We start from the raw sequence: 23,824 nt of genomic DNA, 5'->3' as shown, positions 1-23,824 counted from the left end.
GTCCCATTTATTGACGTAAACACAAGGCCTTGTTGGCCGATTCGTGACCGTACCAGCCGAATTCACAGGAAAGACCGCAATTGCGCAGACCGAATGACAAAGGGAGGTAAATTCCCGCGTTCCCGCAGGCACGGAAAAGGCGCGGTCACGACATTCGTGACCGCGCCTTCTCTCGTTCTCGGAAGCCGGTGGGAGGGGCCGGTGGCTCAGCCGTGGGTGGGCGCCGGCTACAGGTCGACGATGAGCTCGGGCTCGGTCTTCTCGCGCACCTCGGCCTCGGTGACCCCGGGTGCGAGCTCGCGCAGCACCAGGCCCGAGTCGGTGACGTCGAGGACGCAGAGGTCGGTGATGATGCGCTGGACGACGCCACGGCCGGTGTAGGGCAGTGAGCACTCCTTGACGATCTTGTAGGACCCGTCCTTGGCGTTGTGCTCCATGAGCACGATGACCTTCTTGGCGCCGTGGACGAGGTCCATCGCACCACCCATGCCCTTGACCATCTTGCCGGGGATCATCCAGTTGGCGATGTCGCCGCCCTGAGAGACCTGCATGGCGCCGAGGATGGCCGCGTCGACCTTGCCGCCGCGGATCATCCCGAAGCTCGTCGCCGAGTCGAAGAAGGCCGCACCCTTGCGGAGGGTGACGGTCTCCTTGCCCGCGTTGATGAGGTCGGGGTCCTCGTCGCCGTCGAACGGGTAGGCACCGACGCCGAGGATGCCGTTCTCGGACTGGAGCACGATCTCGACGTCGTCGGGGACGTAGTTGGGAACGAGGGTCGGCAGGCCGATGCCGAGGTTGACGTAGGCGCCGTCGGCCAGCTCGGCGGCGGCGCGCGCGGCCATCTGCTCACGGGTCAGAGCCATCTCAGGCCTCCTGCTCGGTGGTCGTGCGCGGGCGGACGGTGCGGCGCTCGATGCGCTTCTCGGCAGCCTGCTCGGGGGTCAGCGGCAGCACGCGCTGGACGAAGATGCCGGGCAGGTGGATCTCGTCGGGGTCGAGCTGCCCAGGCTCGACGAGCCCCTCGACCTCGGCGACCGTGACGCGGCCGGCCATGGCGCACAGCGGGTTGAAGTTGCGGGCGGACTGGTTGAAGACGAGGTTGCCGTGACGGTCGCCCTTGGCGGCACGCACGAGACCGAAGTCGGTCGTGATGGCCTGCTCGAGGACGAAGGTGCGCGTCTCGCCCATCCAGTCGAAGTCCTGGGTCTGCTTGGGCGGCGACGCGACGGCGATGTTGCCGGAGTCGTCGTAGCGCCAGGGCAGCCCGCCCTCGGCGATCTGGGTGCCGACTCCCGTCATCGTGAAGAAGGCGCCGATGCCGGAGCCGCCGGCCCGCAGTCGCTCGGCGAGCGTGCCCTGCGGTGTCAGCTCGACCTCGAGCTCGCCGGAGAGGTACTGCCGCTCGAACTCCTTGTTCTCGCCGACGTACGAGCTGACCATGCGACGGATCCTCTTGTCGCGCAACAGGATGCCAAGGCCCCAGTCGTCGACGCCACAGTTGTTCGAGACGGCCTCGAGGTCGGTGAGGCCGGCGTCGTGGATCGCCGCGATGAGGACGGAGGGGATGCCGCAGAGGCCGAAACCGCCGACCGAGAGCGACATTCCGTCGCTGATCCCGGCGATGGCCTCCTGGGGGGTGGAGACGACTTTGTCCATGGGTCGGACTCTATCCGCGCCGCCGCGCGCCGGTGCCGTGGGGTCGCCCCACACGAGCGGGTCGACCTGTGGTCGCCGGGCACGTATGCCGTCCGGCTCCCGGAGTGGCCGAATGACAGCCGTGTCATTCGACGCCGTCGAGAAGAACACCCCTGTAATTCAGCGGACTGCCTTGTGATGGGTGTGACTGGAGTGCATAAATGGTGCGGGAGTAAACCCACTGCACGCCACCCACCACCCCATGTCTCGACCCGGCTCCAACGCCTGACAAGAGGTTCACCATGGCCCTGCGCCGACGCCCGCTGGGCCTCGTCCTCGCCCTGCCCGCGCTGACGGTGCCGATGACGGCGACCCCGGCCGCGGCGGTCCAGGCACCACCGACCCGGACGCTCCCGAGCGCGCTCGACGTCTACGTGCCCTACCAGGGGCAGACGATCTGCGACCCCGTGGCGCGGCCCGGCGTGCTGGCGTTCGCCCGGCTCATGACCTCGCACTACGGGATGGGCTCGACCGGCCTCATCGGGCGCACGTGCGGCAGCGGCCCCTCCGAGCACTACGACGGCCGTGCGTGGGACTGGATGCTCAACGTCAGCAACCCCTCGCAGGAGGCGGTCGCCCAGTCCGTGCTCGCGTGGCTGACGGCCCCCGACAAGAACGGCGTCAAGGGGGCGATGGCCCGTCGCTTCGGGATCATGTACATCATCCACGACCGGAAGATGTGGCGCTCCTACGCGACGGAGCGCGGCTGGGCGCCGTACTACGGCTCGTCGCCGCACACCGACCACGTCCACTTCAGCTTCAACTACGACGGGGCGGCGGGCCGCACGTCGTGGTGGACCGGCGTCGCCACGCGCAGCTACCTCACCACGCTCCCGCCGGCGGCGTCGAGCATCCCGACCACGCCGACGACGCCGGTGACGACGAAGCCGGTCGTGCTCTCCTACGGCATGCGCTCCGAGGCGGTGCGACAGCTGCAGGTGCGCCTGGGCAACCTCCCGACCACCGGCTACTTCGGCGACCAGACCAAGGCCCGCGTCATCGCCTACCAGGCCTTCGTCGGACTGCCCCGCACCGGCACCGCCGACCTGCGCACCCAGGAGATCCTCGCGACGCGCGGCTGGAGGAGCGTCACCGCCGCCTACCCGACGCTGAGGCTCGGCATGACCTCGGCCGCCGTCAAGGTCCTCCAGACGAAGCTCGGATCGCTGCCCACGACGGGCTACTACGGCTCCATGACGCGGGCCCGGGTGACGGCCTACCAGAAGTTCGTGGGGCTGCCGCAGACCGGCGTCGCCGACCCCGTGACCCAGGCGCGGCTGTGGGTCCGTGGGTGGACCGGCACGGCGGCCTCGGGCGCGACGACGCCCGCCTACCCGACCCTGCGGTTCGGCATGACGTCGGCGGCCGTCAAGACCCTGCAGGCCAGGCTCGGCTCGCTGCCCACGACCGGCTACTACGGCACGATGACCCGCGCGCGGGTGACGGCGTACCAGCGATTCGCCGGCCTGCCGCAGACCGGCGTCGCCGACTCCACGACCCAGCAGCGTCTCTACACGCGCGGCTGGTCCGCCACGGCGACGGCCGCCCTCGTGGGCCGCCCGACCGTGACGACCGCAGAGCTGCACACGACCACGACCGGGAGGGACCTCGCCATGACCACCTACGCCAGCACGTCGTCACGCACCAGCGCCGGGGTCGCCAGCGTCGACGTCGGCACGAGCTACACGGCATACAAGAGCCTGACGCTCGCGACCGGGTCGCGGGGCGCGGCGGTGCGGGTGCTCCAGCGCGCCCTGGGTGGACTCGCCGTCGACGGCGTCTTCGGCTCCGTGACACGGGACAAGGTCGTCTCGCTGCAGCGGTCGCTCGCCCAGCCGCAGACCGGGCTGGTGACGCCCGAGCTCTGGGACGTGCTCGAGGCGCGTGACTTCCCGTTCGTGGCCGACCGGTCGACGGTGCTGCGCGCGGGTGACACCGGACCCCAGGTGGTCGCCGTGCAGCGCCTCCTCGGGGTGCGTCAGACCGGCATCTTCGACCTGGCGACGCGTGAGGCGGTCAAGGCCGCCCAGGCGCACGCCGGTCTCGCGAGCACCGGGGTCGTGGCCTCCCGGACCTGGTCCCTCTTCGACCGCCTGTCGGCGTAACCGGCTGCGGCTCAGGCGTTCTCGCGGGCGTCGACCGTGACGCCCTCGGACGCGAAGCGAGCCGCGAGATCCTCGCGGTCACCGCGCACGAGCACGACCGAGCCGTCGGCCGACCACGCGCCGAGCGCCAGTCGCAGGACCTGCTCGAGCCCACCGGCGAGCGCGACGCGCGGGGACGTGCCCCACCCGTCGTCGGGCACGACGACGGCGCCGTATGCCGTGTCGAGGCCGTCCGCGGCCAGCGCGACGTCTCCGGGCTCGGCGTCGGACATCGGTGAGAAGAGGTCGCCGTGGGTGGCCAGCTCGCGGGCCTCGTCGACGGCGCCGCCTGCGTCGCCGGCCTCCGGGTGGCTGCGGGCCAGCGCCGGCAGGGAGACGAGGACCGCGTCGCCGCCGTGGCCGGCCGCAGCGGCAGGGGAGTCGGTGACGAGCACGTCGGCCCCGGCCGCAGCGCTGCCGACGACGACCGTCGCCCCGACCGACCAGGTGGCGAGCGCCCAGTAGAGCGAGCGCCAGTGCGCCGGCAGGTCGAGGCCGACGGTCGTGCCCGGTCCGGCCGCGGCGTCGTCCTGGAGGAGGTTCGCGGCCTTGGAGACCCAGTTGGCCAGGACGCGCGCGCTCAGCTCGATGCGCTCGCCCGCGGTCGGTCCCGGCTCGTCGTCGTACCACGTCAGGCGCGGCCGGCCCGGGTCGGCCGCGACCATCCGGGCGAGCACCTCGGCGGGCAACAGGTCGGCCATCAGCTGTTCTTCGCTCCCTCGACGGTGGTGCCGGGCGGCGGCTCGGTCAGCGGCTCGTCGTCCTTGAGGGCCCTGAAGAGCGCCTTGGCGCGCTCGGTGTCCCACTTGACGGCGAGGGCGCCGGCGCTCGTGCGGTAGGCGACGTCCGAGGTCGGGACCGAGAGGGAGAGCCCCTCGTCGTTGCTGACGGCGCGCATCGCCTGGAGCACGCGGACGGCGTCCGCGATGCCGGTCTCCTGGCCGACGGCGAGGCCGGCGGCGGAGGCGTCGGCGAAGCTCTTGTAGCGCCAGGGGATGAGGACGGTCGAGGGCGTCGCCGCCTTCTTCATGAGCGCGCCCAGGAACTGCCGCTGGCGGGCGGCGCGGCCGATGTCGCCCAGCGGGTCCTCGTAGCGGGAGCGGACGTAGCCGAGGGCGTTGCCGCCGTCGAGGGTCTGGCAGCCCTTCTTGAGGTCGATGCCGGCCTTCTTGTCGTTCATGTCCCGGGCCACGCAGATGTCGACGCCGCCCACGCTGTCGACGACGGAGGCGAACCCGCCGAGGCCGATCTCGATGTAGCCGTCGATGTGGATGCCGGTGACCTGCTCGACGGTGTCGGTGAGCAGCTTCGGCCCGCCGATGGAGTAGGCGGCGTTGATCTTGTTGGAGCCGTGGCCCGGGATCGGCACGTAGGAGTCGCGGGGCAGCGAGACCATGACCGGCTTCCCGCCGCTCTCGGGCACGTGGACGAGCATGATCGTGTCGGTGCGGTTGCCCGCGGCGTTGCCCGTCGCGTACTTCTTCCGCTGCTCCTTGGTCAGGCCCTCGCGGCTGTCGGAGCCCACGAGCAGGTAGTTGTAGCCCGAGGTGTCGGTGGGTCGCTCGCCGTCGGGGATGTTGTCGACCTTGTTGACGGCCCCCCAGGCCTGCATCGGCACCCAGACCATGAAGCCGATCCAGGCCACGAGGAGCACGAGCAGCACGACGAGCGCGATGCGTCCCTTGCGCCAGCGGTAGCGCGGCTCGTGGGGTGGGGCGGTGGGTCCGAGGTCCCGCTCGTCGGGGCGCGGGGGTGCGACGGCGCCACCTCGGGGTCGCTTGGGCCGACGCCGCGTGTCGACGACGTAGGCCTCGTCGCGGCCGGGGGTGCCGGGGCGGCGCGGAGTGCTCGGATCAGTCGGCATCGGCTGCCTTCACGCTCGGGGACGGGGGAACCTCGGCGGACAGTGTGTCAGTCGATCCTGTCGACCTCACGTGCTCCACTGCCGGCCGTGCCTCGTCGAGGGCGATGCGCCGCGCGAGACGCGTGTAGCGGGTCTCCATCGCGCGGAAGCGCTTGTACGTCGTCACGACGAAGCCGAGGAAGGCCACGACGAGCCCGTAGAGGATGAGGTCGGCGCCACGCCCGATCCCGAGCGCCTTGGCGAGGTTGGTCCACGTCTTGCTCGGGTCGATGATCGAGTAGATGACGATGCCCAGCAGGAAGAGGAGCCCGAGCCGTCGCATGGCCTGCGTGCGCTGGCCCGAGCCGATCAGCAGCCGCCACGCGATGGCGAGGACCGCGGCGATGAGCAGGATCTGGATGACGCTCTGTCGACTCATCGCCAGATCAGCTCCGCCAGGATGTTGACGGCGTTCCAGAGCGACTGGCCCTTGGCCTTGGAGTAGTCGGTGTAGAGGATGTGCACGGGCTCCTCCGCGTAGGCGACCTTGGCGCCGTCGAAGCGCATCGAGCCGATCTGGGCGACGATCTCGGACGCGTGGGCCATCCGGTTCTGGGTGATGTCGAGCTTCTCGACGACGTCGCGGTGCAGCACGCGCAGGCCGTTGTGTGCGTCCGTGAGGCGGGTGCCCGTCGTGAAGTTGGTGTAGGCGACCGCGGCTCGCAGGACGAGCCGCTTGGACGCCGAGGCCTCCGTGCGCTCGTCGAGGAAGCGCGAGCCGAAGACGACGCGCACGTCCTCCCGCCGGATGCGCTCGACCATGACCTCGACGTCGTCGATCTGGTGCTGGCCGTCGGCGTCGTAGGTGACGACGTAGCGCATGCCCGGGTCACCCAGGGCGTAGTCGAAGCCGGTCTGCAGGGCCGCGCCCTGGCCGAGGTTGACGGGGTGGCGCACGACGGCCGCGCCGGCCTGCTCCGCGCGGGCGGCAGACGCGTCGTGCGACCCGTCGTCGACGCACACGATGTTGGGGAAGACGGCGCGGGCCTCGCGCACGACGTCGGCGATGACGGCTGCCTCGTCGTAGAGCGGCACGACCAGCCACACGTCCTCGTTCTGCATGCGCCCAGCGTAGAGCGCCCCCGGCGCCCCGACCGACACGCGAGGTGCAGGCGGCAGCACGCCTCGGGGTGCACGCCGGCAACTAGAGTCGGGGCACCATGACGGACGCGTTGCCCCAGGCCGCCGGGAGCCCCGGAGCCGCACCCCACCTCGAGGCCTCGGCCGGGCCGGACGACTCGACGGGATCGGCCGCGCTCCGCCTCGCGATCGTCGGCCCGACCCATCCGCACAAGGGTGGAGTCGCCGCACACACGACGATGCTTGCCCACCACCTCGCGGACGCGGGCCACGACGTCACGCTCGTGTCGTGGGCGCACCTCTACCCCTCGAAGCTGCACCACGCCGACGCCTCGGTGCCCGACGGGGTGCCGGAGGTGCCGCCGTTCCCGCGGACCATCCGGGCGCTCAGCTGGGCCCGCCCCGACACCTGGGTGCGCGCGGGGCGGCGGCTGCGCGACGTCGACGCCATCCTCGTCGTGCACGTCATGCCTCCCGTCGTGCCGGCCCACCTGGCGCTGCTGCGGGCCGCCGGCGCCGTGCCCGGTGGTGCCGGCCCACGCCCCCAGTCGGTCGTCGTGTGCCACAACGTCCTGCCGCACGAGCCCCATCCGGGCGACGCCCGCCTCATGTCGGCGCTCTTCTCGCGCGTCGACTCCGTGCTCGTCCACAGCGCCGACCAGGCCACCGTGGCCCACGACCTCGGCGCGCGCCGCGTCTCCGTGGCCGACCTCCCGCCCCACCTGCCCGGCGGTGACCCCATCCTGCGCGGCCCGCGCCCCGGTCCCACCCGGCTGCTCGCCCTGGGTCTGATCCGCGAGTACAAGGGCATCGACGTGCTTCTGCGTGCCATGCGGTCCGTGCCCGAGGTGACGCTCACCATCGCCGGTGAGATCTGGGGGGCCAACCGCGGCGTCATCGGCCGCCTCGCCTCCGACCCGGCGCTCGCGGGACGGGTGGAGATCCGCGACGGCTACGTCCCGGCCGACGCCCTCGCCGCGCTCCTCGCCGACCACGACGTCCTCGCGCTGCCGTACCGCTCTGCGACGGCGTCCCAGAACGTCATCCTCGGGCACGCGCACGGGCTGCCCGTCCTCGCCTCCGACATCGCCCCGTTCTCGCAGCAGGTGGACGACGGCGTCAATGGGATCCTCGTCCCGCCGGAGGACGAGCGTGCGCTCGCCGGCGCCCTCCGGCGCCTCGGCGACCCGGACGTCCGCCGCCGCCTCGCCGAGGGCGTGCAGACGCCGGACCTCTCGGGTCCGTGGGCGCACTACCTCGGCACGCTCGAGGCCCTGTCCGTCGACGAGAGCGTGCTGCTCGGTGAGCCGGGCGGGTCGTATGCCGTCGCCCCCGACCCCGACGACCCCGACGACCGCGACGACCCGGACGACCCGGACGACCCGGACGACCCGGACGACCCGGACGAGCTCGAGCCCGCCGACCAGACCTCCGACGAGACCGCCGCGGGGGACCGGGGTCTGCTCCCGCGCACCGGGCGGCTCCTGGGCCACGGGGCGCGCCACGTCGCCGGTCGGGTGCGCCGCAGCGCCACCCGGGCCCTCGCGGCCCGACGCCCGCTCGTCTCCCTGCGTCCCGACGACCTGCCCGAGTGGGTCCTCGCGACCGACGTGCTCGGCGAGCCCGACGAGGCCGACGACGCCCGCCGGCTCTCGCGCATCCTCGGCCTGCCGCGGTCGCTCGACAGCGTCTCGGCGTGGGCGGCCCTCGGCAGCCTCGCAGCGATCCTGCGGGTGCGAGACGACGGCCGCCGCAGCGCGGTGATCGTCGACGAGGGCGGCACCCGCTCCCTGCTCTCCCGGTGGGCGCGCGCGGTCGGTTTCGCGCCGGTCGAGATCGACTTCACGGGCGCGCACCCGAGCGTCGCGGCCCTCGACGTCGACACCGGCTCCCTCGACGTCATCGTCCGCATCCACCCCAACGGGTGCGACGCCGACGACGTCGACCACGTGCTCGAGCAGGCCTCGTGGGCGCTCCGCTCGGGGGGCCTCCTCGTCGTCACCGTCCCGATCGGCCCGCGCGCGGCCGAGGGGGCAGTCGGACCCGCCGACGTGCGCGGCATCCTGGCCCGCGCCCACGACCTCGGGTTCGTGCTCATAGGCGACCTCGACGGCGACGTCAACTCCCGGATGCGGGAGGCGGCGTCACGCGCCCGGGCCGACGACGCGGCATACGGACTCGTGCGTCTCACGCTGAGACGGCGCTGAGCACCCGGATGACACTGCGATGATGGGTGCGACATGACCCGTAAGAAGATCCTCACCCTCCTGCGCGTGGCCATCGCGCTCATCACGCTCGCAGCCGTCACCTACGCAGTCGTCCACAACTGGGCCGACGTGTCCGTGCACCTCGACAAGATCTCGTGGACGACGTTCCTGTGGTCGACCCTGGCGGCGGCCGTCGGCACGTGGCTGACGATGATCGGCTGGAAGACGCTGCTGCGCGACCTCGGCTCCGACCTGCACCTCGCGCCCGCCTCCGGCGTCTACTTCGTCGGCCAGCTCGGCAAGTACCTCCCCGGCTCGCTGTGGTCGGTGCTCGTCCAGGCCGACATCGCGAGCCACCTCAAGGTGCCGCGCCGGCGCACCGCCGTGACAGGCCTGCTCGCGCTCGGCCTGGCCCTGCTCACGGGCCTGCTCGTCGGGCTCCCGGCGGCGTCGTTCCTGCTCACGAGCACCGAGTCGGGCTTCGACTGGTGGCTGCTCCTCGGCATCCCGATCCTCGTCGTGCTCTGCGTGCCCAAGCTGCTCAACGCGGTCATCGCCAAGATGCTGCGCACCATCAAGCGCGAACCCCTCGAGCACGAGCTGTCGGCGGGCGCCGTCCTGCGCGCCGTCGTCATCTTCGTCCTCGTGTGGGTCGCGTTCGGCGTGCACACCCTGCTGCTGGCCCGAGCGGTCGCCGGCGACGCGTCACTCCACCCGGACCTGACGACCGCCGCGATGACCGGATACGCGCTGTCGGTCTCCCTGGGCATGCTGACGATCGTCCTGCCGGCCGGGCTGGGCGCCCGCGAGGGCCTGCTCACCCTCATCCTGTCCACGGCCATGCCGACGCCGGCCGCGGCCGCGGTCGCGATCATGTCGCGCTTCATCGTCACGATCGTCGACGTCGTCGCCGCGCTCGGAGGGTGGCTCTACGCCCGCTCGCACCACCTCATCAGCGAGCGGCACGCCGCCGCGGAGAGCGACGTCAGCGTCTGAGCCGCCGCCGGACTAGCGGCGCTCGAGGACGAAGACGGGGATGAGGCGGTCGGTCTTCGTCTGGTACTCCGCGTAGGGCGGGTAGGCCGCGACGCACCGCTCCCACCAGTGCTCGCGCTCCTCGCCCTCGAGCTCGCGGGCGTGCACCGGGAACGTCTCGGTGCCGGCCTGCAGGTCGATGTCGGGGTGGGCGAGGAGGTTGTGGTACCACTTCGGGTGCGTCGGCGCGCCGCCCTGGCTCGCCACCGCGGCGAACGAGCCGTCGTGCTCGACGCGCATGAGCGGCACCTTGCGGATCGCCGCGGTCTTCGCGCCGCGCATCGTCAGCATGACCACGGGCAGGCCCATGATGTCCACGGAGTCGGTGGTGCCGGTGCGCTCGATCGTCTCGACCTGCTTGCGGACCCAATCGCTCGGGCTGGGGACGTACTCGCCGGTGATCGCCATGACGGCAGGGTAACCCCGCCTCACGCGACCGGCCCCCGGTGGGTCACCGGGGGCCGGAAGGCGTACGCGTGGGCTGCGTCGTGCTGACGGGTGGCCCGCTCAGGCGGCGCCGGGCTCCGGGGCCGAGCTCCACGGGTGCTTCTTGACGAAGTCCTCGACGAGGGTGGTGTTGAGGCCGCCGCACAGCTGGCGGTGGCCCATCTGGTTGGCGACCTTGCCGCTCGCCTGGTCGACGTCGGCCGACCAGTGCGACAGGGCGTACTTCTTGCCGGCCGGAAGGGCGCCGTAGGCGGGGTCCCAGGGGCTGATGAGGAACTTGTTGGCCGACTCCTTCATGGCGTTGACCTGCGTCGACAGCGCCTGGAACGCGGCCGCCTGCTCCTTCTCGACGGAGCGGTCGTACCAGAGAATCGTGTAGCCGTGCTCGAGGTTGTGCACCAGCGTCTCGATCTGCGGGGCATCCGCGACGGTGTAGACGCGGCGGCCGTCGACGGCGGGGACGGCGAAGTGCTTGCCGCTCGACGGCGGGACCGTGGAGTACGCGATCTTCGTCACGTCTGGCTGGTTGGTCCCGGGGCCGACGTGCTCGCTCGAGCCGCTCGCGGGGTCGTTCGTGACCGGGTCGCACGAGGCGGCTGCGACGTCGCCGCTGATGTTGGCGAGCGCCTCGTCCTTCTTGTTCTGCTCACCGATGATCGCCCAGGCGACGGCCGCGCCGATGATGGCGATGACGGCGACGCAGGCACCGATGACGACGAAGAGGCGACGGCGCTCGGCCTTCTTCTGGGCGGCCTGCATCTCGGCGACGCGCTCGCGGCGGTCTCGGCTCGTCTCGCGGGCCATCGTTCCTCGTTCCTGTCGGTCTGTCGGCATGGGGCCGGGGCCGGTGGGGCCGGTGGGCGGAGCGGTGTGGGTCGCACTCGGCGAGGGAGGTGTCATCCCGTGGGGCGACGGTGCTGAGTGTAGGCGAGGATGTTGTGGTGCCCGAACCCCTGACCCGCCTGTGGCGCAGCGACCGCGAGATCGCGCTGCGCGCCCAGCTCGGGGTCTTCCGCAGGGGCTCGGGCGACCCGACGTCGCGCTTCGGACGCGACGGCACGGTGACGCGGGCGGCGCAGACCCCGGAGGGGGTCGGCACCCTCCACCTCGTGTGCCGTCCGGGCGACTCCGAGGTGCACGCACAGGCGTGGGGTCCGGGGGCCGCGTGGCTGCTCGCCGCGGTGCCGGCGCTGCTCGGCGAGGACGACGACCCCTCGGGCTTCGAGCCGCACCACGACCTCGTCGCCGAGGCGTGGCGGCGCTTCCCGCACTGGCGGGTGCCGCGGTCGGGCCTCGTGTTCGACGCGCTCGCACCGGCGGTCATCGAGCAGAAGGTGACGGGCCAGGAGGCGTTCTCCGGCTACCGCTTGCTCGTGCGTCGTTTCGGCGCGCCGGCGCCGGGTCCCTTCCCGGGGCTCATGGCCCCGCCGACGGCGACCGGGTGGGCGGCCGTCCCCTCGTGGGCGTGGTTGCAGGCGTCGGTCGACGGCGCGCGCTCGCGCACGATCGTGCGGGCCGCGGGGTATGCCGGCCGGCTCGAGCAGGGTGCGTCGGTCTCGGTCACCGAGGCACACCGTCGGCTGCGTGCGCTGCCGGGCATCGGGGTGTGGACGGCGGCCGAGGTCGCCCAGCGGGCCCTCGGCGACCCCGACTCCGTGTCGTTCGGCGACCACCACGTCGCCAAGGACATCGGGTGGGCCCTGACCGGGACCCCGGTCGACGACGACGGACTCGCCGAGCTGCTCGAGCCCTACCGCGGTCACCGCTACCGGGTGCAGCACCTGCTCGGTCTCGCGGGTCACCACCGGCCGCGCCGGGGCCCGAGGATGGCGCCGCGGACACACCTGCCGACGCGTGCGCGCTGACCGAGCGGCACGGCATACGCCGTCGGACGCGTGGGACCGGTGGTGGTTCGTGCAGATCTGTGCCGACAAGCCACCACATGTCGCCCGTGTCGTCTAGGCTCCGGTCGGCCGCCCGGAGTGCGGCCCTCCATCCTCACGAAAGGCAGCCACGTGGCTCGTCATCACCTGGGGGCTCGCGCCCTCACCATCGGGGCCGCTGCGGCGCTGCTCGGCCCCATCGCACTCGCCGTCCCGGCGGGTGCGGGGCAGGCGCAGGGGTCGCACGGCCTCGACCTGCGCGGCCGCACCGGTCTCGCCGTCGCCGGCAGCGCCAGGGCGTCGTCCGGCGAGGTCGCGTCGAGCGCCCGGAAGGCCGTCGGCTCCGCCCAGGGCCGGAAGGCGGCGCCTCGCTCGGCGACCTCCGGCCGCGTAGCGGCGAGCACGCTCGGCTCCGTGTCCCTCTCGGCGGCCTCCGTCGAGGGCACGTCCCCGTCCCTGACGACCCAGGCGGCGCCGCAGGCGGTCGCGGGCACGTGCGCCGACGGCACCATCGACGTCAACCCGATGGCCGACCGCACGGTCGTCCACGCCACGTCGCCGATCAACGGCGCCCTGACACTCCAGCGGCTGCGCGAGTACGGCTCCTGGCGGACGATCGCCACGGGCTCGGGCACGACCCTCAAGGTCAACGACACGACGGTCAACGAGAACGTGTCCTACCAGTACCGCCTCATCGCCAAGAACGGGACCGATCCCGACTTCGACTGCTCGACCGAGTTCATGTACGGCATGTGGACCCGTGACGGCGCCGGCGACCCCGACGCCGTCGTCGCGGGCACGACGGGCATCTTCCAGCAGGGGATGTTCAGCGTCGGCAGCCGTGCCGTCGCGAACGAGTACCAGAGCCCCCGCTACTCGACCGACGGTCGCCTCTACGCGGCGACCAAGGTCATCGACGACGCCACCGGCCGGGCCGTCCTGGAGGTGCGTCGCGCGTCCAGCTCCGCGCTCGTCTTCACCGTCGACCTCGGCACGGGTGCCTTCCCGGCGGACCCCGACTTCTCGCCCGACGGGCAGACGATCGCCTACACCCGCTACGCCGCCGACACCGGCCGGTCGCTGGGCCTCGGCTTCGTCGACGTCTTCGGCCCGCACACCAAGACGGTGCTCGACACCACGACGCGCATCGGTGAGCCCTCGTGGCGTCCCGACGGCACGAGCCTCGTCGTGTCGACGTTCGGGGTGACGACGCCGGGTCTCGCCGTCGTCACGAAGGCGACCGGGGTCGTCACGCCGCTCAGCGGCACCGCGGGCGGGTACACGCCCGAGGTCGCACCCGACGGCACGATCCTCTTCGGCTGGACCGCGGACGACCAGTCGTCCAGCGCTCTGCGCCGCAAGGCCACGAGCGGTGCGGTCACTCCTGTGCGCACCTCGACGACCGACTTCTTCATCTCGCCGCGCCTGACCCCGGACGGCACGCTGTACGTCGAGCGCGACACGCCCGACACGGCCGACCCGACGAGCTACTCGATGGCCGTCCACTACGTCGACCCCGCCAACGAGCTCGATGACGAGGTCACCGCCGTCGGCCTCGAGTTCGAGGACACCCTCATCAACGGGTGGGACGTGCGCCAGCCGCAGAGCAAGGGCACCTCGGACTTCACGGCCGAGGCCCACCACGACATCGTGGCCCGCGACTCGAGCGGCAACCTCTACGCCTACCGCAACACCGGCAACCAGCTGAGCGGCCGCGTCCAGATCGGGTCCGGCTGGAAAAGCTACACGGCAGTCCTCGCCGCGGGTGACCTCACCGGAGACGACCAGGCCGACCTCGTCGGCCGCGACGCCAACGGCGCGCTGTGGCTCTACCGCGGCAAGCCGACCGGCGGCTTCTCGGCCCGGACCGCGCTCGGCACGGGCTGGAACAGCTACACGCTCGTGGCGCCCGGCGACTGGAACGGTGACGCCCGGGCCGACATCGTCGCGCGCGACGGCGCCGGCACGCTCTGGCTCTACCCGGGCACCGGTCGCGGCACCCTCGCCGCCCGCGTCCAGCTCGGCACCGGCTGGGGTGGCCTCACCATCGTCGGCACCGGCGACATCGACTTCGACAACCGCGCCGACCTCATGACGCGCGACTCGGCGGGCCGGCTGTGGATCTACCCGGGCAACGGTACGGTCGGCTTCCTCGCGCGTCGCCAGATCGGCTCGGGCTTCGGCCAGTTCAACGCCATGACGATGACCGAGGTCACGTGGCACCGCCCCCTGCTCTGGGTGCGCACCACGGCCGGTGAGCTGGTCAGCTTCGAGCTGCGCGGCGACGGCGTCTTCTCACCCGGCGACGTCTACAGCGTCGGCACCGGCTGGGGCGGCTTCACGCTGACGTCCTGACCGGCATACGCCTTCGGGACGCGCGAAGGCCCGGCACCCCCTGACGGTGCCGGGCCTTCGCGCGTCGCGCCGCTCGGTCAGCGGCGGTAGGAGACCACGACGCTCGGGCGCGGGAAGCCGTCGGTGTGCGGCCAGGTGCTCGAGGGCGTCTCGAACGTCGCGCCGTCGGTCTCGCCCGGGTGCTGCACGGCGACGAAGACCGAGAGCTGGTCGTCGGTGACGAGCGGGCCGCACGTCTCGGCGCCGAACGGCACGGTGAGGAACTGCTCGACCCGACCGCGGTCGGGGCCGGCGACCGGGACGCGGAAGAGGCCGTCGTTGGAGCCGAGGACGTTGCCGTCGGTCGAGATCCAGAGGTTGCCGGCGGCATCGAAGGCCACGTTGTCGGGGCAGCTGATCGGGCTGACCTTCGACGTGTCGTAGCCGGCGAAGTAGGTCTCCGGGGCCGCGGGGTCGCCGCAGACGAGGAAGAGGTCCCACGTGAACGTCGTTGCGGTGTGGTCGTTCCCGAGCTCGGTGAGCTCGAGGACGTAGCCGTTGCGGTTGCCGGACTTGCTCGTCAGCGGCGCGTCGAGGGCGGCCCGGACCATGCTCGAGCCGAGCGGGTTCGTCTCGTCCGTGGGGTACTTCACGCCGCGGTCGGAGTTGTTGGTCAGGGCGGCGTAGACCTTGCCGTTGACGGGGTTGGGCTCGACGTCCTCGGGGCGGTCCATCCTCGTCGGGCCGACGGTGTCGGCGGCGAGGCGCGTGTTGACGAGCACCTCGGCGACGCTCATGCCGGCGACGTAGGACGTCGTGTCCGAGGTCAGGGCGATCCACGTCCCGGCGCCGTCGAACTCACCGTCGCCCGTGCCGTCGCCGACGAACTTCGCGACGTAGAGCGTGCCCTGGGTCAGGAGCGTCTTGTTGTGGGCGCGGGCCGAGCGGGAGCTGCCCGGGCGGAAGCGGTCGGCGGACACGAACTTGTAGAGGTAGTCGCCGCGCTCGTCGTCGCCCATGTAGGCGACGGCGTGGCCGGAGTCGGAGATCGTGACGTTGGCGCCCTCGTGCTTGAGGCGGCCGAGCATGGTCTGCTTGACCGGCGTCGAGTCGGGCTCGTAGGGGTCGACCTCGACGACCCAGCCGAAGCGGTAGGCCTCGTGGGGGTGCTTGCTGAGGTCGAAGCGCTCGTCGACGGTGGACCAGCCGCGGTTCGTGGCAGCGCCGGTCGCGAGGCCGTAGCGCTTGAACGACGTCGCGTTCGCCGGGTCGACGGCGCCGCTCGCGTCGAAGTAGCCGTTGAAGTTCTCCTCGCCGGACAGGACGGTGCCCCACGGCGTCGTGCCACCCGCGCAGTTGCCGAACGTGCCGAGCACGCGGGTGCCGGTCGGGTCGGCGGCCGTGCGGAGCAGCTCGTGGCCGGCGGCCGGGCCGTGGAAGGCGAACTCGGTGTGCACGGTGATGCGGCGGTTGTGGTGGGCGCGACGGTGGTCGGCGCGGATCCAGGATCCCTGCGCGCGGCCGCGCTCGATCGTGACGACGGCCATGCCGTGCGCGGCCATCGCGATCTTCTTGGTCGTCGCGTCGTCGTACTCACCCGTCGGGAACATGAGGTTCTCGTCGGTGTACTCGTGGTTCGTGACGAGCAGCGCGCGACGGCCGTCGAGGGGCAGGACGCCCACGTAGTCGTTGTTGTAGCCGAACTGCTGGGCCTGAGCCTCGGGTGTCTGGGCGTGCGCGTCGAAGCGGGGCGCGCCGGCCTCGACCGGGTCGCCCCAACGGATGACGACGTTGTGGGTGAACTCGGGCGCGTTCGTCACGGCGTCGGCGCGGTTGGGTGCGACGGGCGTGAAGGCGGCGCGGCTGACGTCACCGGTCTGGCGGCCGCGAGCTGCCGAGGCGGCCGTGGAGTCGGCGGCGGCGGCCGGCGTGGCGGTCGCGAGGCCGCCGACGACGAGGGCACCGGCGCCGATGGCACCGCCCTTGAGCAGCGACCGGCGGGCGAGGGCGCGCTCGACGAGGTCGCGCATCGCGGGGTTGGCGCTCTCGTTGGGGACGGGCGCGTCGCACGCGTTGTTGCAGCGGTAGTGGCACGTCATGCGGCTGCGCGAGCCGTGTCGCGGGGTGGCGATCACGGGGAGAAGCTTGGGGGTCACGCGGGTGCTCCTTCGGCGAGGTGAGTCCGCCGCGCCCCTCTGGTCGACGCGGCTGGGAACCGTCTGTGACGCTATGAGCGGTGGGGGAGCGGCTGGGTGCCCCTCCGGTGGCCATCGGGTGAACTCCGCGTGTCCCCTTCGACGGAGGGGTATTCCGTCGGAAAGGCCTCGTGCCCGCACGCCGGCGGTGGGACGCTGGTGGCCATGCGGATGCTGTTCGCGACGACGGCGGGCACGGGACACTTCGGGCCGATGACCTCGGTCGCGAGGGCGTGCGCCGAGGCCGGACACGAGGTGCGGGTGGCTGCCCCGGAGTCGTTCGCGAGCCACGTGACGCGGGCCGGTCTCGAGCACGTGCCGTTCGACGACGTGCCGCCGGAGGTCATGGGCGCCGTCTTCGGTCGGCTGCCGTCGATGTCTCCGGAAGAGGCCAACGCGACGGTGGTGCGCGACGTCTTCGGCCGGCTCGACGCGCAGGCGGCCTGGCCGCGCGTGCAGGAGGTCGTCGACGACTGGGCTCCCGACGTCATCCTGCGCGAGCCGTGCGAGTTCGGGTCGCTCGCCGCCGCTGTGCGATCCGGAGTGCCGCACGTCGAGATGGCGATCGGGCTCGGGAACCTCCAGCGGTGGGCCGGGCAGGTGCTCGTCGACCCGCTGGGCGAGCTCGACGTGGTCGCCGGGCTCGACCGGGGGTCGTGCGCTGCGGCGATGTCGTCGGCCCCCGTCTTCTCGCAGGTGCCACCGAGTCTCGACATCACCGACGAGGACGGGAGCGGGACGAATGACGATGCTGCAGGGGGCGGCGTCCCGACGGTCATGCGCTATCGAGACGGCGAGGCGAGCACCCGCTCGGGGACCCTGCCGACCACCTGGGGGGACTCCGAACGCCCCCTCGTCTACGTGACCTTCGGGTCGGTGACGGCCGGCTTCGAGGAGCTGAGCACCGTCTTCCGCCTCTCGCTCGACGCGCTGGCCGATCTCCCCGTGCGGGTGCTCCTCACGACGGGGCACGCCGGTGACCCCGAGGCGCTGCGCCCCTGGCCCCGGAACGCCCACGTCGAGCAGTGGTGGCCGCAGGACGACGTCATGCCGCTCGCGTCCGCGGTGGTCGGTCACGGCGGGTTCGGCACGATGATGTCGGCCCTCGCGGCCGGGGTGCCGCAGGTGCTGGTGCCCCTCTTCGCCTTCGACCAGGAGGTCAACGCGCAGCGCATCGACGAGGTCGGTGCTGGCGTGCGGCTCGGGGGACGGCAGGTGGCCATGTCCGGGCTGGCGGAAGCCGTCAACCGGGTGCTCGACGACGCGGGTGTCAGGTCGAGAGCCGACGCGCTCGCGGACGAGATCGCGGGGCTCCCCGACGCGTCGGAGGTCGTGCCCCTGGTCGAGGCCATGGCTGCGGTGCGGTGACCGACCCGCCCCGGCGAAGAGGCCGTCGGTCAGCGAAAAGCGCTGTGGGTCAAGGGATGTGGCGCTCCGCGTCGACCTCGTTGCGCATCTCCACGAGGGCCTGGGCGTGGTCGTGCAGGGCGACGTCCTCGTCGCTGACGGGCACCCATGGACGAGCGGCGACGGCGTTGCCGTCGACGTCGAGCGGCACGAAGACGATGAGCGAGTGGGTCGTCAGGTCGAGGTCGCCGGTGGACGGGTCACCCGAGCGGACGTGCACGCTGATGTGCATGCTCGACGTGCCCGTGAGCAGCAGTCGTGCCTCCACCTCGACGAGATGGCCGATCCGCAACGGTCGGTAGAAGCGGACGCCGCCGGCGTACACGGCGACGTTGGACGCCGAGCCGGTCCACTCGGTCGCGAGCACGTGCGCGGCCTCGTCGATCCAGCGCATGACGATGCCGCCGTGCACCTTGCCGCCCCAGTTGACGTCGGTCGGTGCGGCGAGGAAGCGCAGCACGACGCGCGGTGCGGTGCCGGCGTCGCTGTAGGTCTGGGCCGCCATCGCTGCGGCGATCTCGTTGCGCAGCCCGATGCGGGTGACGGCGCTCTCCTGCCACTCGCGGTCGTGCTCGTCCTCGGGGACCATCTGGGCGACCGGTGTCGGCCTGCCGTGCTCGTCGACGGCGACGAAGACCATGATGCAGTCGGTCGTGGGCCGGAGGTCGCCGTCCCGCGGGTTGCCGGCCGAGACGGTGACGAGGATGTGCATGCTCGTCGTGCCGGTGTGGATGACCCTCGCGGTCGCCTCGACGAGGTCGCCGACCTCGACGGGCCGCGTGAAGCGCACGTTGCCGACGTATGCCGTGACGCTGTACGTCCCGCTCCACCCCGCCGCCGCCGCGTAGCCCGCCTTGTCGATCCACTCGAGGACGCGGCCGCCGCCGACGGTGCCGGAGTAGCCGGCGTCGGTCGGCGCGGCGAGGAAGCGCAGGGTGATCTCTCGGGCGCCGCGCGGCATGGGGTCCTCCTCGAGCCAGGGTGTGGGTCACGAGAGTGGCAGAGCGCGAGCCGTCGTGGGCGGTGAGTCCGGCCTCCGGCACCGCTCCGGGTCGAGCAGCGCCACCTGGAGCGGTGTCGCGCGCCCGTCGACGACGAGGTGGCCCCGACCGGGGCGGCGGGTGGCCTCGACCTCGAGACGGACGCCGAGCACGTCGCCGTCACCCGGGGAGGTCGCCCCGAGCAGGATCCCGACTCCGTCACGGGCCACCTCGGGCACGAGCCCGCGGAAGGCCGCGTTCGCGCGGGTCAGGTCGGCGCCGAGCACGACGACCCCGTCCGTGCCGTCGACGAGGCGAGCCGCCTCGAGGAGCGCCGCCTCGGCGGGGCTGCCGTCGACGAGCTCCGCGTCGTCGACGAGCAGGCACAGGTCGGGGTCGTGCTGACGGGTCCTGACCAGGTCTGCGGCGTCCTGCTGGGTCAGCGCAGGGCAGTCGCGGATGGCCGCCCACGTCGACAGGGCCGAGCGGCGGGGGCTGACGACCGTGACGGACCTTCCCTGTTCGAGCAGCTGGTGACCGATGGTCGCCAGGGTGGAGGATCGGCCGGAGCGGCTCGGCCCGGCGACCAGGACGCGGCCACCGGGGCCGAGCGGCAGTGCCGAGGGCGTGGCGGTGTCGCCGCCGATCCCGATCCACAGGGTGTCCCGGGCTGTGGGTAGCTCGTCGAGCTCGACCCGCTCCGGCAGCGCGGCGATACGCCACGGGCCAGCAGGCCCCGTGGTCCTGGTCAGGCCGTCGCGCTGGGCGTCCGCGACGCGGGCCACTTCGTCCAGGAGGGAACCGGTGGTGGGCGTGACGAGCTGCACCTCGTGTCCGGTGCGGGGGTCGATCGCTCGTCCGGGTGGGCGGCCCGAGGCGGCGTGCTCGGGAGAGATGCCGGCGAGGGTGAGGTCCAGAGGGTCGGGCAGGTGCAGGGCCAGTCGTCGGTCGAGCAGGCCCGGCAGCCTGCCGGAGAGGATGGCGCGGCCACCCGTGACGGCGAACCTCACCCCGGCGCCCGGGCCGTCGCGGAGGAGCCGGTGGAGCTCGTCGACGGGCGCGCCGTGGTCGATGCCCGCCAAGGACTCCTCGAGCGACTCCCAGCCGTCGACGAGCACGACGGTGCGGGCGGCCCCGGGCTCCTCCCCGTCGACGAGGCGGAGCAGGCGGGCGATCAGTCGTCGGCTGCGGGTCGGGTCGCCCCCGTCCGTCACCGTCCCCACGTGGGGGAGCGACCCGAGCGTGGCGCACGGTCCCGCGACGCCCTGGAGCACGTGGACGTGCAGCTCCGTGGGTGCGGCCGTCCCGACGAGGCCGAGTGCGAGGGTGACGAGCGCGGTGGAGCGTCCCGAGCGTGGACCCCCGGCGATCCCGAGGTGCCCACGGTCCTGCGCTCGCCACCAGAACGTGTCCCGGCGCTGCTCCTCGGGGACGTCGACGAGCCCCAGCGGCACGTCGCCCCCGGGTGAGGTGGCTGGGGTGCTCGGCTCGGTCGCGATGACGTCGTCCGGGCGCAGCACGGTGGGGAGCGGCGGCAGCCAGGGTGGAGGCGGCGACGGTATGCCGGCTCGGCGAGCGGCGGTGTTTGCGGCCTCGACGACGGCGTGCAGCTCGGTAGGTCGACTGTCGTCACCGTCCGGTTCGTGGTCCCGCGGGGCGACGGGGGAGAGCAGGTCGCGCTCGACGACGCGAACGTCCCTGCTCTCTGCGGCGTCCTCCTCGGGCCGCCCGAGGTAGGCCGTCTGGATCGTTGCCAGGCTCCGGTCGCCCGAGCGGATACAGGCCCGTCCTGGTGTGCGGGCGTCCAACGACGCAGCGTCGACGGCGTCGACGACGTCCTCGCTGTCGGACCGGTCACGGACGCGCAGGGCGATGCGGACGGCGACGTTGGCCCGCATGTCGGCGGAGACGATGCCGGCCGGGCGCTGCGTCGCCAGCACGAGATGGAGCCCGAGCGCGCGGCCGAGGGCTGCGACGCGCACCAGGCCCGCGATGAAGTCCGGGAACTCGTCGGCGAGTGCCTTGAACTCGTCCACGACGATGACGAGCCTGGACAGCGGAGGGAGCTCACCGCATACGGCCGCGGCTCTCCGATAGTGGTCGAGGTCGCGCGCCGACGCCCGCGCGAGCAGCCGCTCGCGGCGCTTCATCTCGGCGTCGAGCGAGGCGAGTGCCCGTGCGGTCAGGTGCGCGTCGAGGTCGGTGACGAGGCCGACCGTGTGCGGCAGGCGGGCGCAGTCGCTGAAGGCCGAGCCCCCCTTGTAGTCAACGAGGAGGAGGGCCAGCTCGTCCGGGCGGTTGCTGACGGCGAGGCCGGTCACCAGGGCCTGGAGCAGCTCCGACTTGCCCGAGCCCGTGGTCCCTCCGACGAGCACGTGTGGCCCGTCGGCCGCGAGGTCGATCGTGAGGTCGCCGTCGGTCGTGCGGCCCAGGAGGGCGACGGGCCGACCCGTGCTGCGCGACCACGACCGCTGCAGACCCTCGACGGTCGTGGGGTCGAGACCTGTCGACCGGTGCAGGTCGACGAACGACACGTGACGCGGGAGGGCTGCCTCACCACCCTCCGGTGTCGCGTCGACGAAGGGTGACAGGGCGCGGCTGACCCTCTCGAGCCATCCGAGGGACGGCAGGTCGGGTGCCACACCGGTGAGGGTGTGGCCCTCCTCCCGCACCGTGGCCGACTGTCCGGTGTCGGCCACCTCCACCGTGGCGCGCGTCTCGGCCGGGAGCGAGGTGACGTCGCGGTCGAGGCAGACGAAGACGACCCCGGCCCGTGGCCCGTCCCTCAAGAGCTCCGCGACCCCGGGTCGTGCTCGCAGACCGCTGGCACCGTCGAGGACGACGACCACGTCGGGGGGCGGGGGCCGAGAGCCGGTCCAGCGACCGTCGGCCACCACGAGTCGCCTCTCGACGAGGACACGGAGGCCGGACACCTGTCGGGCCACTCCCGTCGGGTCGCCGGCCACGGCTGCAGCCGAACCGTCGTCGGCGCGGACGTGCGGGAGGTGCGCGGCCCACTCCCAGTCGAGCGCGGCAGGCCGGCTGTCGGCGAGGACGAGCAGCCGGACCTCGCGCGGCGTGTGCCAGGCGGCCACCTGAAGGAGCAGGCCGCCGACGAGGCTGAGCGCGTGGTCCCGAGGGCCGGCCACGCCCACGACGCCGCACGTCCCGAGGTGCAGCAGGGCTGGCAGGCCGCCCACCGCGGGAGGCCCTTCGGGCGCCGGACCTGAGACGTCGACGCCCGTCGGCTGGGTCGCCGTCCCGAGCCGGAGGACCAGGTGGTCGTCGTCCGACGGGCGGCGTTCCCACAGACGGGTCCCGCGGCGACGGACCACAGCCTCGAGGTGCGTGAGGTCGGGATGGTGCTCGCGCCGTCGTGCTGCATCGGTCGCGGTGGCCTCGACGAGGTCGTCACGGGCACGAGCGACTCGGGTAGCATGCTCGCGGACCTGTCTGCGGTACGACACCCGACCGGCGCGCCGGTCGCTCCACCACTGACCCAGGAGCAGGACCGGCGACATCAGGGCGAAGAGGAGCAGGACGGGTGAGGAGAGGGCGACGGCGAGCACTGCCGACAGGACCACGGGTGCCAGGGACGTGAGCAGCGGCATCCGTTGGTGCTCCGGGCGTATCGGCGCATCGGGGAAGACCACCGACGGCGGCGCGCCCACCTCGCGGAAACGCGGTTGGCGATGGATGCGGACCTCACCGTCGACGGTCTCGTGGTGCCCACTGCGGACGTCGACGGTGCCGAGCACGAGGGTCGTCGACCCCACGGTCAGCCGCTGGCCGTGCTCCAGTCGGGCGCCCTCGAGCGGCACGGGCGACGAGTCGACGCGCGACCCGTTGGTCGGGCGGTGGTCCGTGACCGTGACGCGGTCGGCGGCTACCGTGACGACGGCGTGCGCGCGCGAGACCCCGGGGTCGTCGAGGCGTACCTCCGCGGACGCGGCCCGGCCGATGACGTGCTCGCCCCGCCCCAGTGAGACGACACGCCCAGCCCCCGGGCCGCCGACCACCCGCAGCTCGACGGCCCCGTGGCCCGTCGCGGGCGCCACGGGGTCACCTGGCCGCGCGACGGTGAGGAGGGCGCCCCTCAGGAGGGGTGGCGACCCGACCACGTCCCCGTCGGACACGAGGCGGCCGTCGATCCGGAAGCCGCAGCCCTGCACCCCGGCGATGTCGTTGAGACGGGGACGGACGGCGCCGAAGACCGTGCCGGACGGGGCCTCGATCGTGACGTGACGCGGGGCCAGACCGACCTCGTGGGTGTCGATGAGAGTCATGGTCAGGCGCACCGGAGCCTCCTTCTCGGGGGTCCCATGAGACCGCGCAGGAGCCCCGAGGTGCGGGGTGCGTGCACAGGTGTGGATGACGACGGCCGCGCCCGCCCGGGACTCGATACAGTGCCCGGTGCACCGACGAACCCCACGGCGCCCTGTGGACGAAGTTCCCGCGTTTGACTGCATTTGACCTAGCTTGGACGCGCCAGATCGCGACAGTCCGGGCAGGAT

Annotated in this window: 17 protein-coding genes; 6 read left to right on the top strand and 11 right to left on the bottom strand. The window is 72.6% G+C overall.

Going from position 1 to position 23,824, the window contains the following annotated elements; all coding sequences use genetic code 11:
• Window positions 1–227: 227 nt before the first annotated feature.
• Window positions 228–863, bottom strand: coding sequence for a 3-oxoacid CoA-transferase subunit B (locus ASD90_RS18155; protein WP_056759580.1), 636 nt, complete (start codon window positions 861–863; stop codon window positions 228–230).
• A 1-nt stretch (window position 864) separates the two neighbouring features.
• Window positions 865–1,656: a CoA transferase subunit A gene (locus ASD90_RS18150; protein ID WP_056759578.1), complete on the bottom strand. Its 792-nt coding sequence runs from the start codon at window positions 1,654–1,656 to the stop codon at window positions 865–867.
• 281 nt (window positions 1,657–1,937) lie between these two features.
• Here ASD90_RS18150 and ASD90_RS18145 point away from each other — a divergent pair, with 281 nt between their 5' ends.
• The gene (locus tag ASD90_RS18145) at window positions 1,938–3,800 is read left to right on the top strand and encodes a peptidoglycan-binding protein (protein ID WP_056759576.1); all 1,863 of its coding nucleotides are present in this window, start codon (window positions 1,938–1,940) and stop codon (window positions 3,798–3,800) included.
• Between the two features lie 11 nt (window positions 3,801–3,811).
• On the opposite strand, the gene ASD90_RS18140 is transcribed toward ASD90_RS18145, so the two are convergent.
• The 4 genes from ASD90_RS18140 to ASD90_RS18125 are packed head-to-tail and all read right to left on the bottom strand — an operon-like array spanning window position 3,812 to window position 6,804.
• Window positions 3,812–4,540: a TIGR03089 family protein gene (locus ASD90_RS18140; RefSeq protein WP_056759574.1), complete on the bottom strand. Its 729-nt coding sequence runs from the start codon at window positions 4,538–4,540 to the stop codon at window positions 3,812–3,814.
• Window positions 4,540–5,703 (bottom strand): LCP family protein, encoded by a 1,164-nt coding sequence (locus tag ASD90_RS18135; protein WP_056759572.1) that lies wholly within the window; start codon window positions 5,701–5,703, stop codon window positions 4,540–4,542. Before ASD90_RS18135 ends, ASD90_RS18140 begins: the two co-directional genes overlap by 1 nt.
• Window positions 5,693–6,121, bottom strand: coding sequence for a DUF2304 domain-containing protein (locus ASD90_RS18130; RefSeq protein ID WP_056759571.1), 429 nt, complete (start codon window positions 6,119–6,121; stop codon window positions 5,693–5,695). The genes ASD90_RS18135 and ASD90_RS18130 overlap by 11 nt, the downstream gene beginning before the upstream one ends.
• Window positions 6,118–6,804: a glycosyltransferase family 2 protein gene (locus ASD90_RS18125; protein WP_056759666.1), complete on the bottom strand. Its 687-nt coding sequence runs from the start codon at window positions 6,802–6,804 to the stop codon at window positions 6,118–6,120. The genes ASD90_RS18130 and ASD90_RS18125 overlap by 4 nt, the downstream gene beginning before the upstream one ends.
• 98 nt (window positions 6,805–6,902) lie before the next feature.
• Between ASD90_RS18125 and ASD90_RS18120 the strand changes: the two genes are divergently transcribed.
• Together ASD90_RS18120 and ASD90_RS18115 are read left to right on the top strand one after the other, a co-directional pair.
• Window positions 6,903–9,029 (top strand): glycosyltransferase family 4 protein, encoded by a 2,127-nt coding sequence (locus ASD90_RS18120; RefSeq protein WP_235506765.1) that lies wholly within the window; start codon window positions 6,903–6,905, stop codon window positions 9,027–9,029.
• Window positions 9,030–9,062: 33 nt separating this feature from the next.
• On the top strand, window positions 9,063–10,025 hold the full coding sequence (locus tag ASD90_RS18115; protein ID WP_056759569.1) for a lysylphosphatidylglycerol synthase domain-containing protein: 963 nt from the start codon (window positions 9,063–9,065) through the stop codon (window positions 10,023–10,025).
• Between the two features lie 12 nt (window positions 10,026–10,037).
• Here ASD90_RS18115 and ASD90_RS18110 read toward each other — a convergent pair whose 3' ends face one another.
• Both ASD90_RS18110 and ASD90_RS18105 read right to left on the bottom strand, forming a co-directional pair.
• On the bottom strand, window positions 10,038–10,472 hold the full coding sequence (locus ASD90_RS18110; protein WP_056759567.1) for a nitroreductase family deazaflavin-dependent oxidoreductase: 435 nt from the start codon (window positions 10,470–10,472) through the stop codon (window positions 10,038–10,040).
• A 99-nt stretch (window positions 10,473–10,571) separates the two neighbouring features.
• Entirely contained in the window at window positions 10,572–11,315 is a 744-nt protein-coding gene (locus tag ASD90_RS18105; RefSeq protein ID WP_056759566.1) for a DUF3105 domain-containing protein, read from the bottom strand.
• Between the two features lie 134 nt (window positions 11,316–11,449).
• On the opposite strand from ASD90_RS18105, the gene ASD90_RS18100 reads away from it, so the two are divergent.
• Both ASD90_RS18100 and ASD90_RS18095 read left to right on the top strand, forming a co-directional pair.
• Window positions 11,450–12,376: a DNA-3-methyladenine glycosylase gene (locus ASD90_RS18100; RefSeq protein WP_056759565.1), complete on the top strand. Its 927-nt coding sequence runs from the start codon at window positions 11,450–11,452 to the stop codon at window positions 12,374–12,376.
• A 150-nt stretch (window positions 12,377–12,526) separates the two neighbouring features.
• Complete coding sequence (locus tag ASD90_RS18095; protein ID WP_056759564.1) at window positions 12,527–14,749, top strand: FG-GAP-like repeat-containing protein; 2,223 nt, start codon at window positions 12,527–12,529, stop codon at window positions 14,747–14,749.
• A 77-nt stretch (window positions 14,750–14,826) separates the two neighbouring features.
• Here the strand turns inward: ASD90_RS18095 and ASD90_RS18090 are convergent, their stop codons facing one another.
• A complete protein-coding gene (locus ASD90_RS18090) occupies window positions 14,827–16,884 on the bottom strand; it encodes a PhoX family phosphatase (RefSeq protein WP_056759563.1) in 2,058 nt (685 codons plus the stop codon).
• Window positions 16,885–17,088: 204 nt separating this feature from the next.
• On the opposite strand from ASD90_RS18090, the gene ASD90_RS18085 reads away from it, so the two are divergent.
• Complete coding sequence (locus ASD90_RS18085) at window positions 17,089–18,291, top strand: glycosyltransferase (RefSeq protein WP_157623226.1); 1,203 nt, start codon at window positions 17,089–17,091, stop codon at window positions 18,289–18,291.
• Between the two features lie 49 nt (window positions 18,292–18,340).
• On the opposite strand, the gene ASD90_RS18080 is transcribed toward ASD90_RS18085, so the two are convergent.
• Together ASD90_RS18080 and ASD90_RS18075 are read right to left on the bottom strand one after the other, a co-directional pair.
• The gene (locus ASD90_RS18080) at window positions 18,341–19,291 is read right to left on the bottom strand and encodes an acyl-CoA thioesterase (protein ID WP_056759559.1); all 951 of its coding nucleotides are present in this window, start codon (window positions 19,289–19,291) and stop codon (window positions 18,341–18,343) included.
• A 27-nt stretch (window positions 19,292–19,318) separates the two neighbouring features.
• The gene (locus ASD90_RS18075) at window positions 19,319–23,608 is read right to left on the bottom strand and encodes an FtsK/SpoIIIE domain-containing protein (RefSeq protein WP_056759557.1); all 4,290 of its coding nucleotides are present in this window, start codon (window positions 23,606–23,608) and stop codon (window positions 19,319–19,321) included.
• Window positions 23,609–23,824: the final 216 nt, after the last annotated feature.

Source organism: Terrabacter sp. Root181 (genome assembly GCF_001428505.1).
Taxonomy (GTDB): domain Bacteria; phylum Actinomycetota; class Actinomycetes; order Actinomycetales; family Dermatophilaceae; genus Terrabacter.
This window is presented reverse-complemented; position numbering and strand designations above follow the sequence as displayed.

Coding starts and splice junctions, on each gene's coding strand:
- ASD90_RS18110 (WP_056759567.1), bottom strand. CDS start 10,472: ATGGCGATCACCGGCGAGTACGTCCCCAGCCCGAGCGATTGGGTCCGC.
- ASD90_RS18135 (WP_056759572.1), bottom strand. CDS start 5,703: ATGCCGACTGATCCGAGCACTCCGCGCCGCCCCGGCACCCCCGGCCGC.
- ASD90_RS18150 (WP_056759578.1), bottom strand. CDS start 1,656: ATGGACAAAGTCGTCTCCACCCCCCAGGAGGCCATCGCCGGGATCAGC.
- ASD90_RS18120 (WP_235506765.1), top strand. CDS start 6,903: ATGACGGACGCGTTGCCCCAGGCCGCCGGGAGCCCCGGAGCCGCACCC.
- ASD90_RS18105 (WP_056759566.1), bottom strand. CDS start 11,315: ATGGCCCGCGAGACGAGCCGAGACCGCCGCGAGCGCGTCGCCGAGATG.
- ASD90_RS18125 (WP_056759666.1), bottom strand. CDS start 6,804: ATGCAGAACGAGGACGTGTGGCTGGTCGTGCCGCTCTACGACGAGGCA.
- ASD90_RS18085 (WP_157623226.1), top strand. CDS start 17,089: ATGCGGATGCTGTTCGCGACGACGGCGGGCACGGGACACTTCGGGCCG.
- ASD90_RS18155 (WP_056759580.1), bottom strand. CDS start 863: ATGGCTCTGACCCGTGAGCAGATGGCCGCGCGCGCCGCCGCCGAGCTG.
- ASD90_RS18145 (WP_056759576.1), top strand. CDS start 1,938: ATGGCCCTGCGCCGACGCCCGCTGGGCCTCGTCCTCGCCCTGCCCGCG.
- ASD90_RS18080 (WP_056759559.1), bottom strand. CDS start 19,291: ATGCCGCGCGGCGCCCGAGAGATCACCCTGCGCTTCCTCGCCGCGCCG.
- ASD90_RS18130 (WP_056759571.1), bottom strand. CDS start 6,121: ATGAGTCGACAGAGCGTCATCCAGATCCTGCTCATCGCCGCGGTCCTC.
- ASD90_RS18140 (WP_056759574.1), bottom strand. CDS start 4,540: ATGGCCGACCTGTTGCCCGCCGAGGTGCTCGCCCGGATGGTCGCGGCC.
- ASD90_RS18115 (WP_056759569.1), top strand. CDS start 9,063: ATGACCCGTAAGAAGATCCTCACCCTCCTGCGCGTGGCCATCGCGCTC.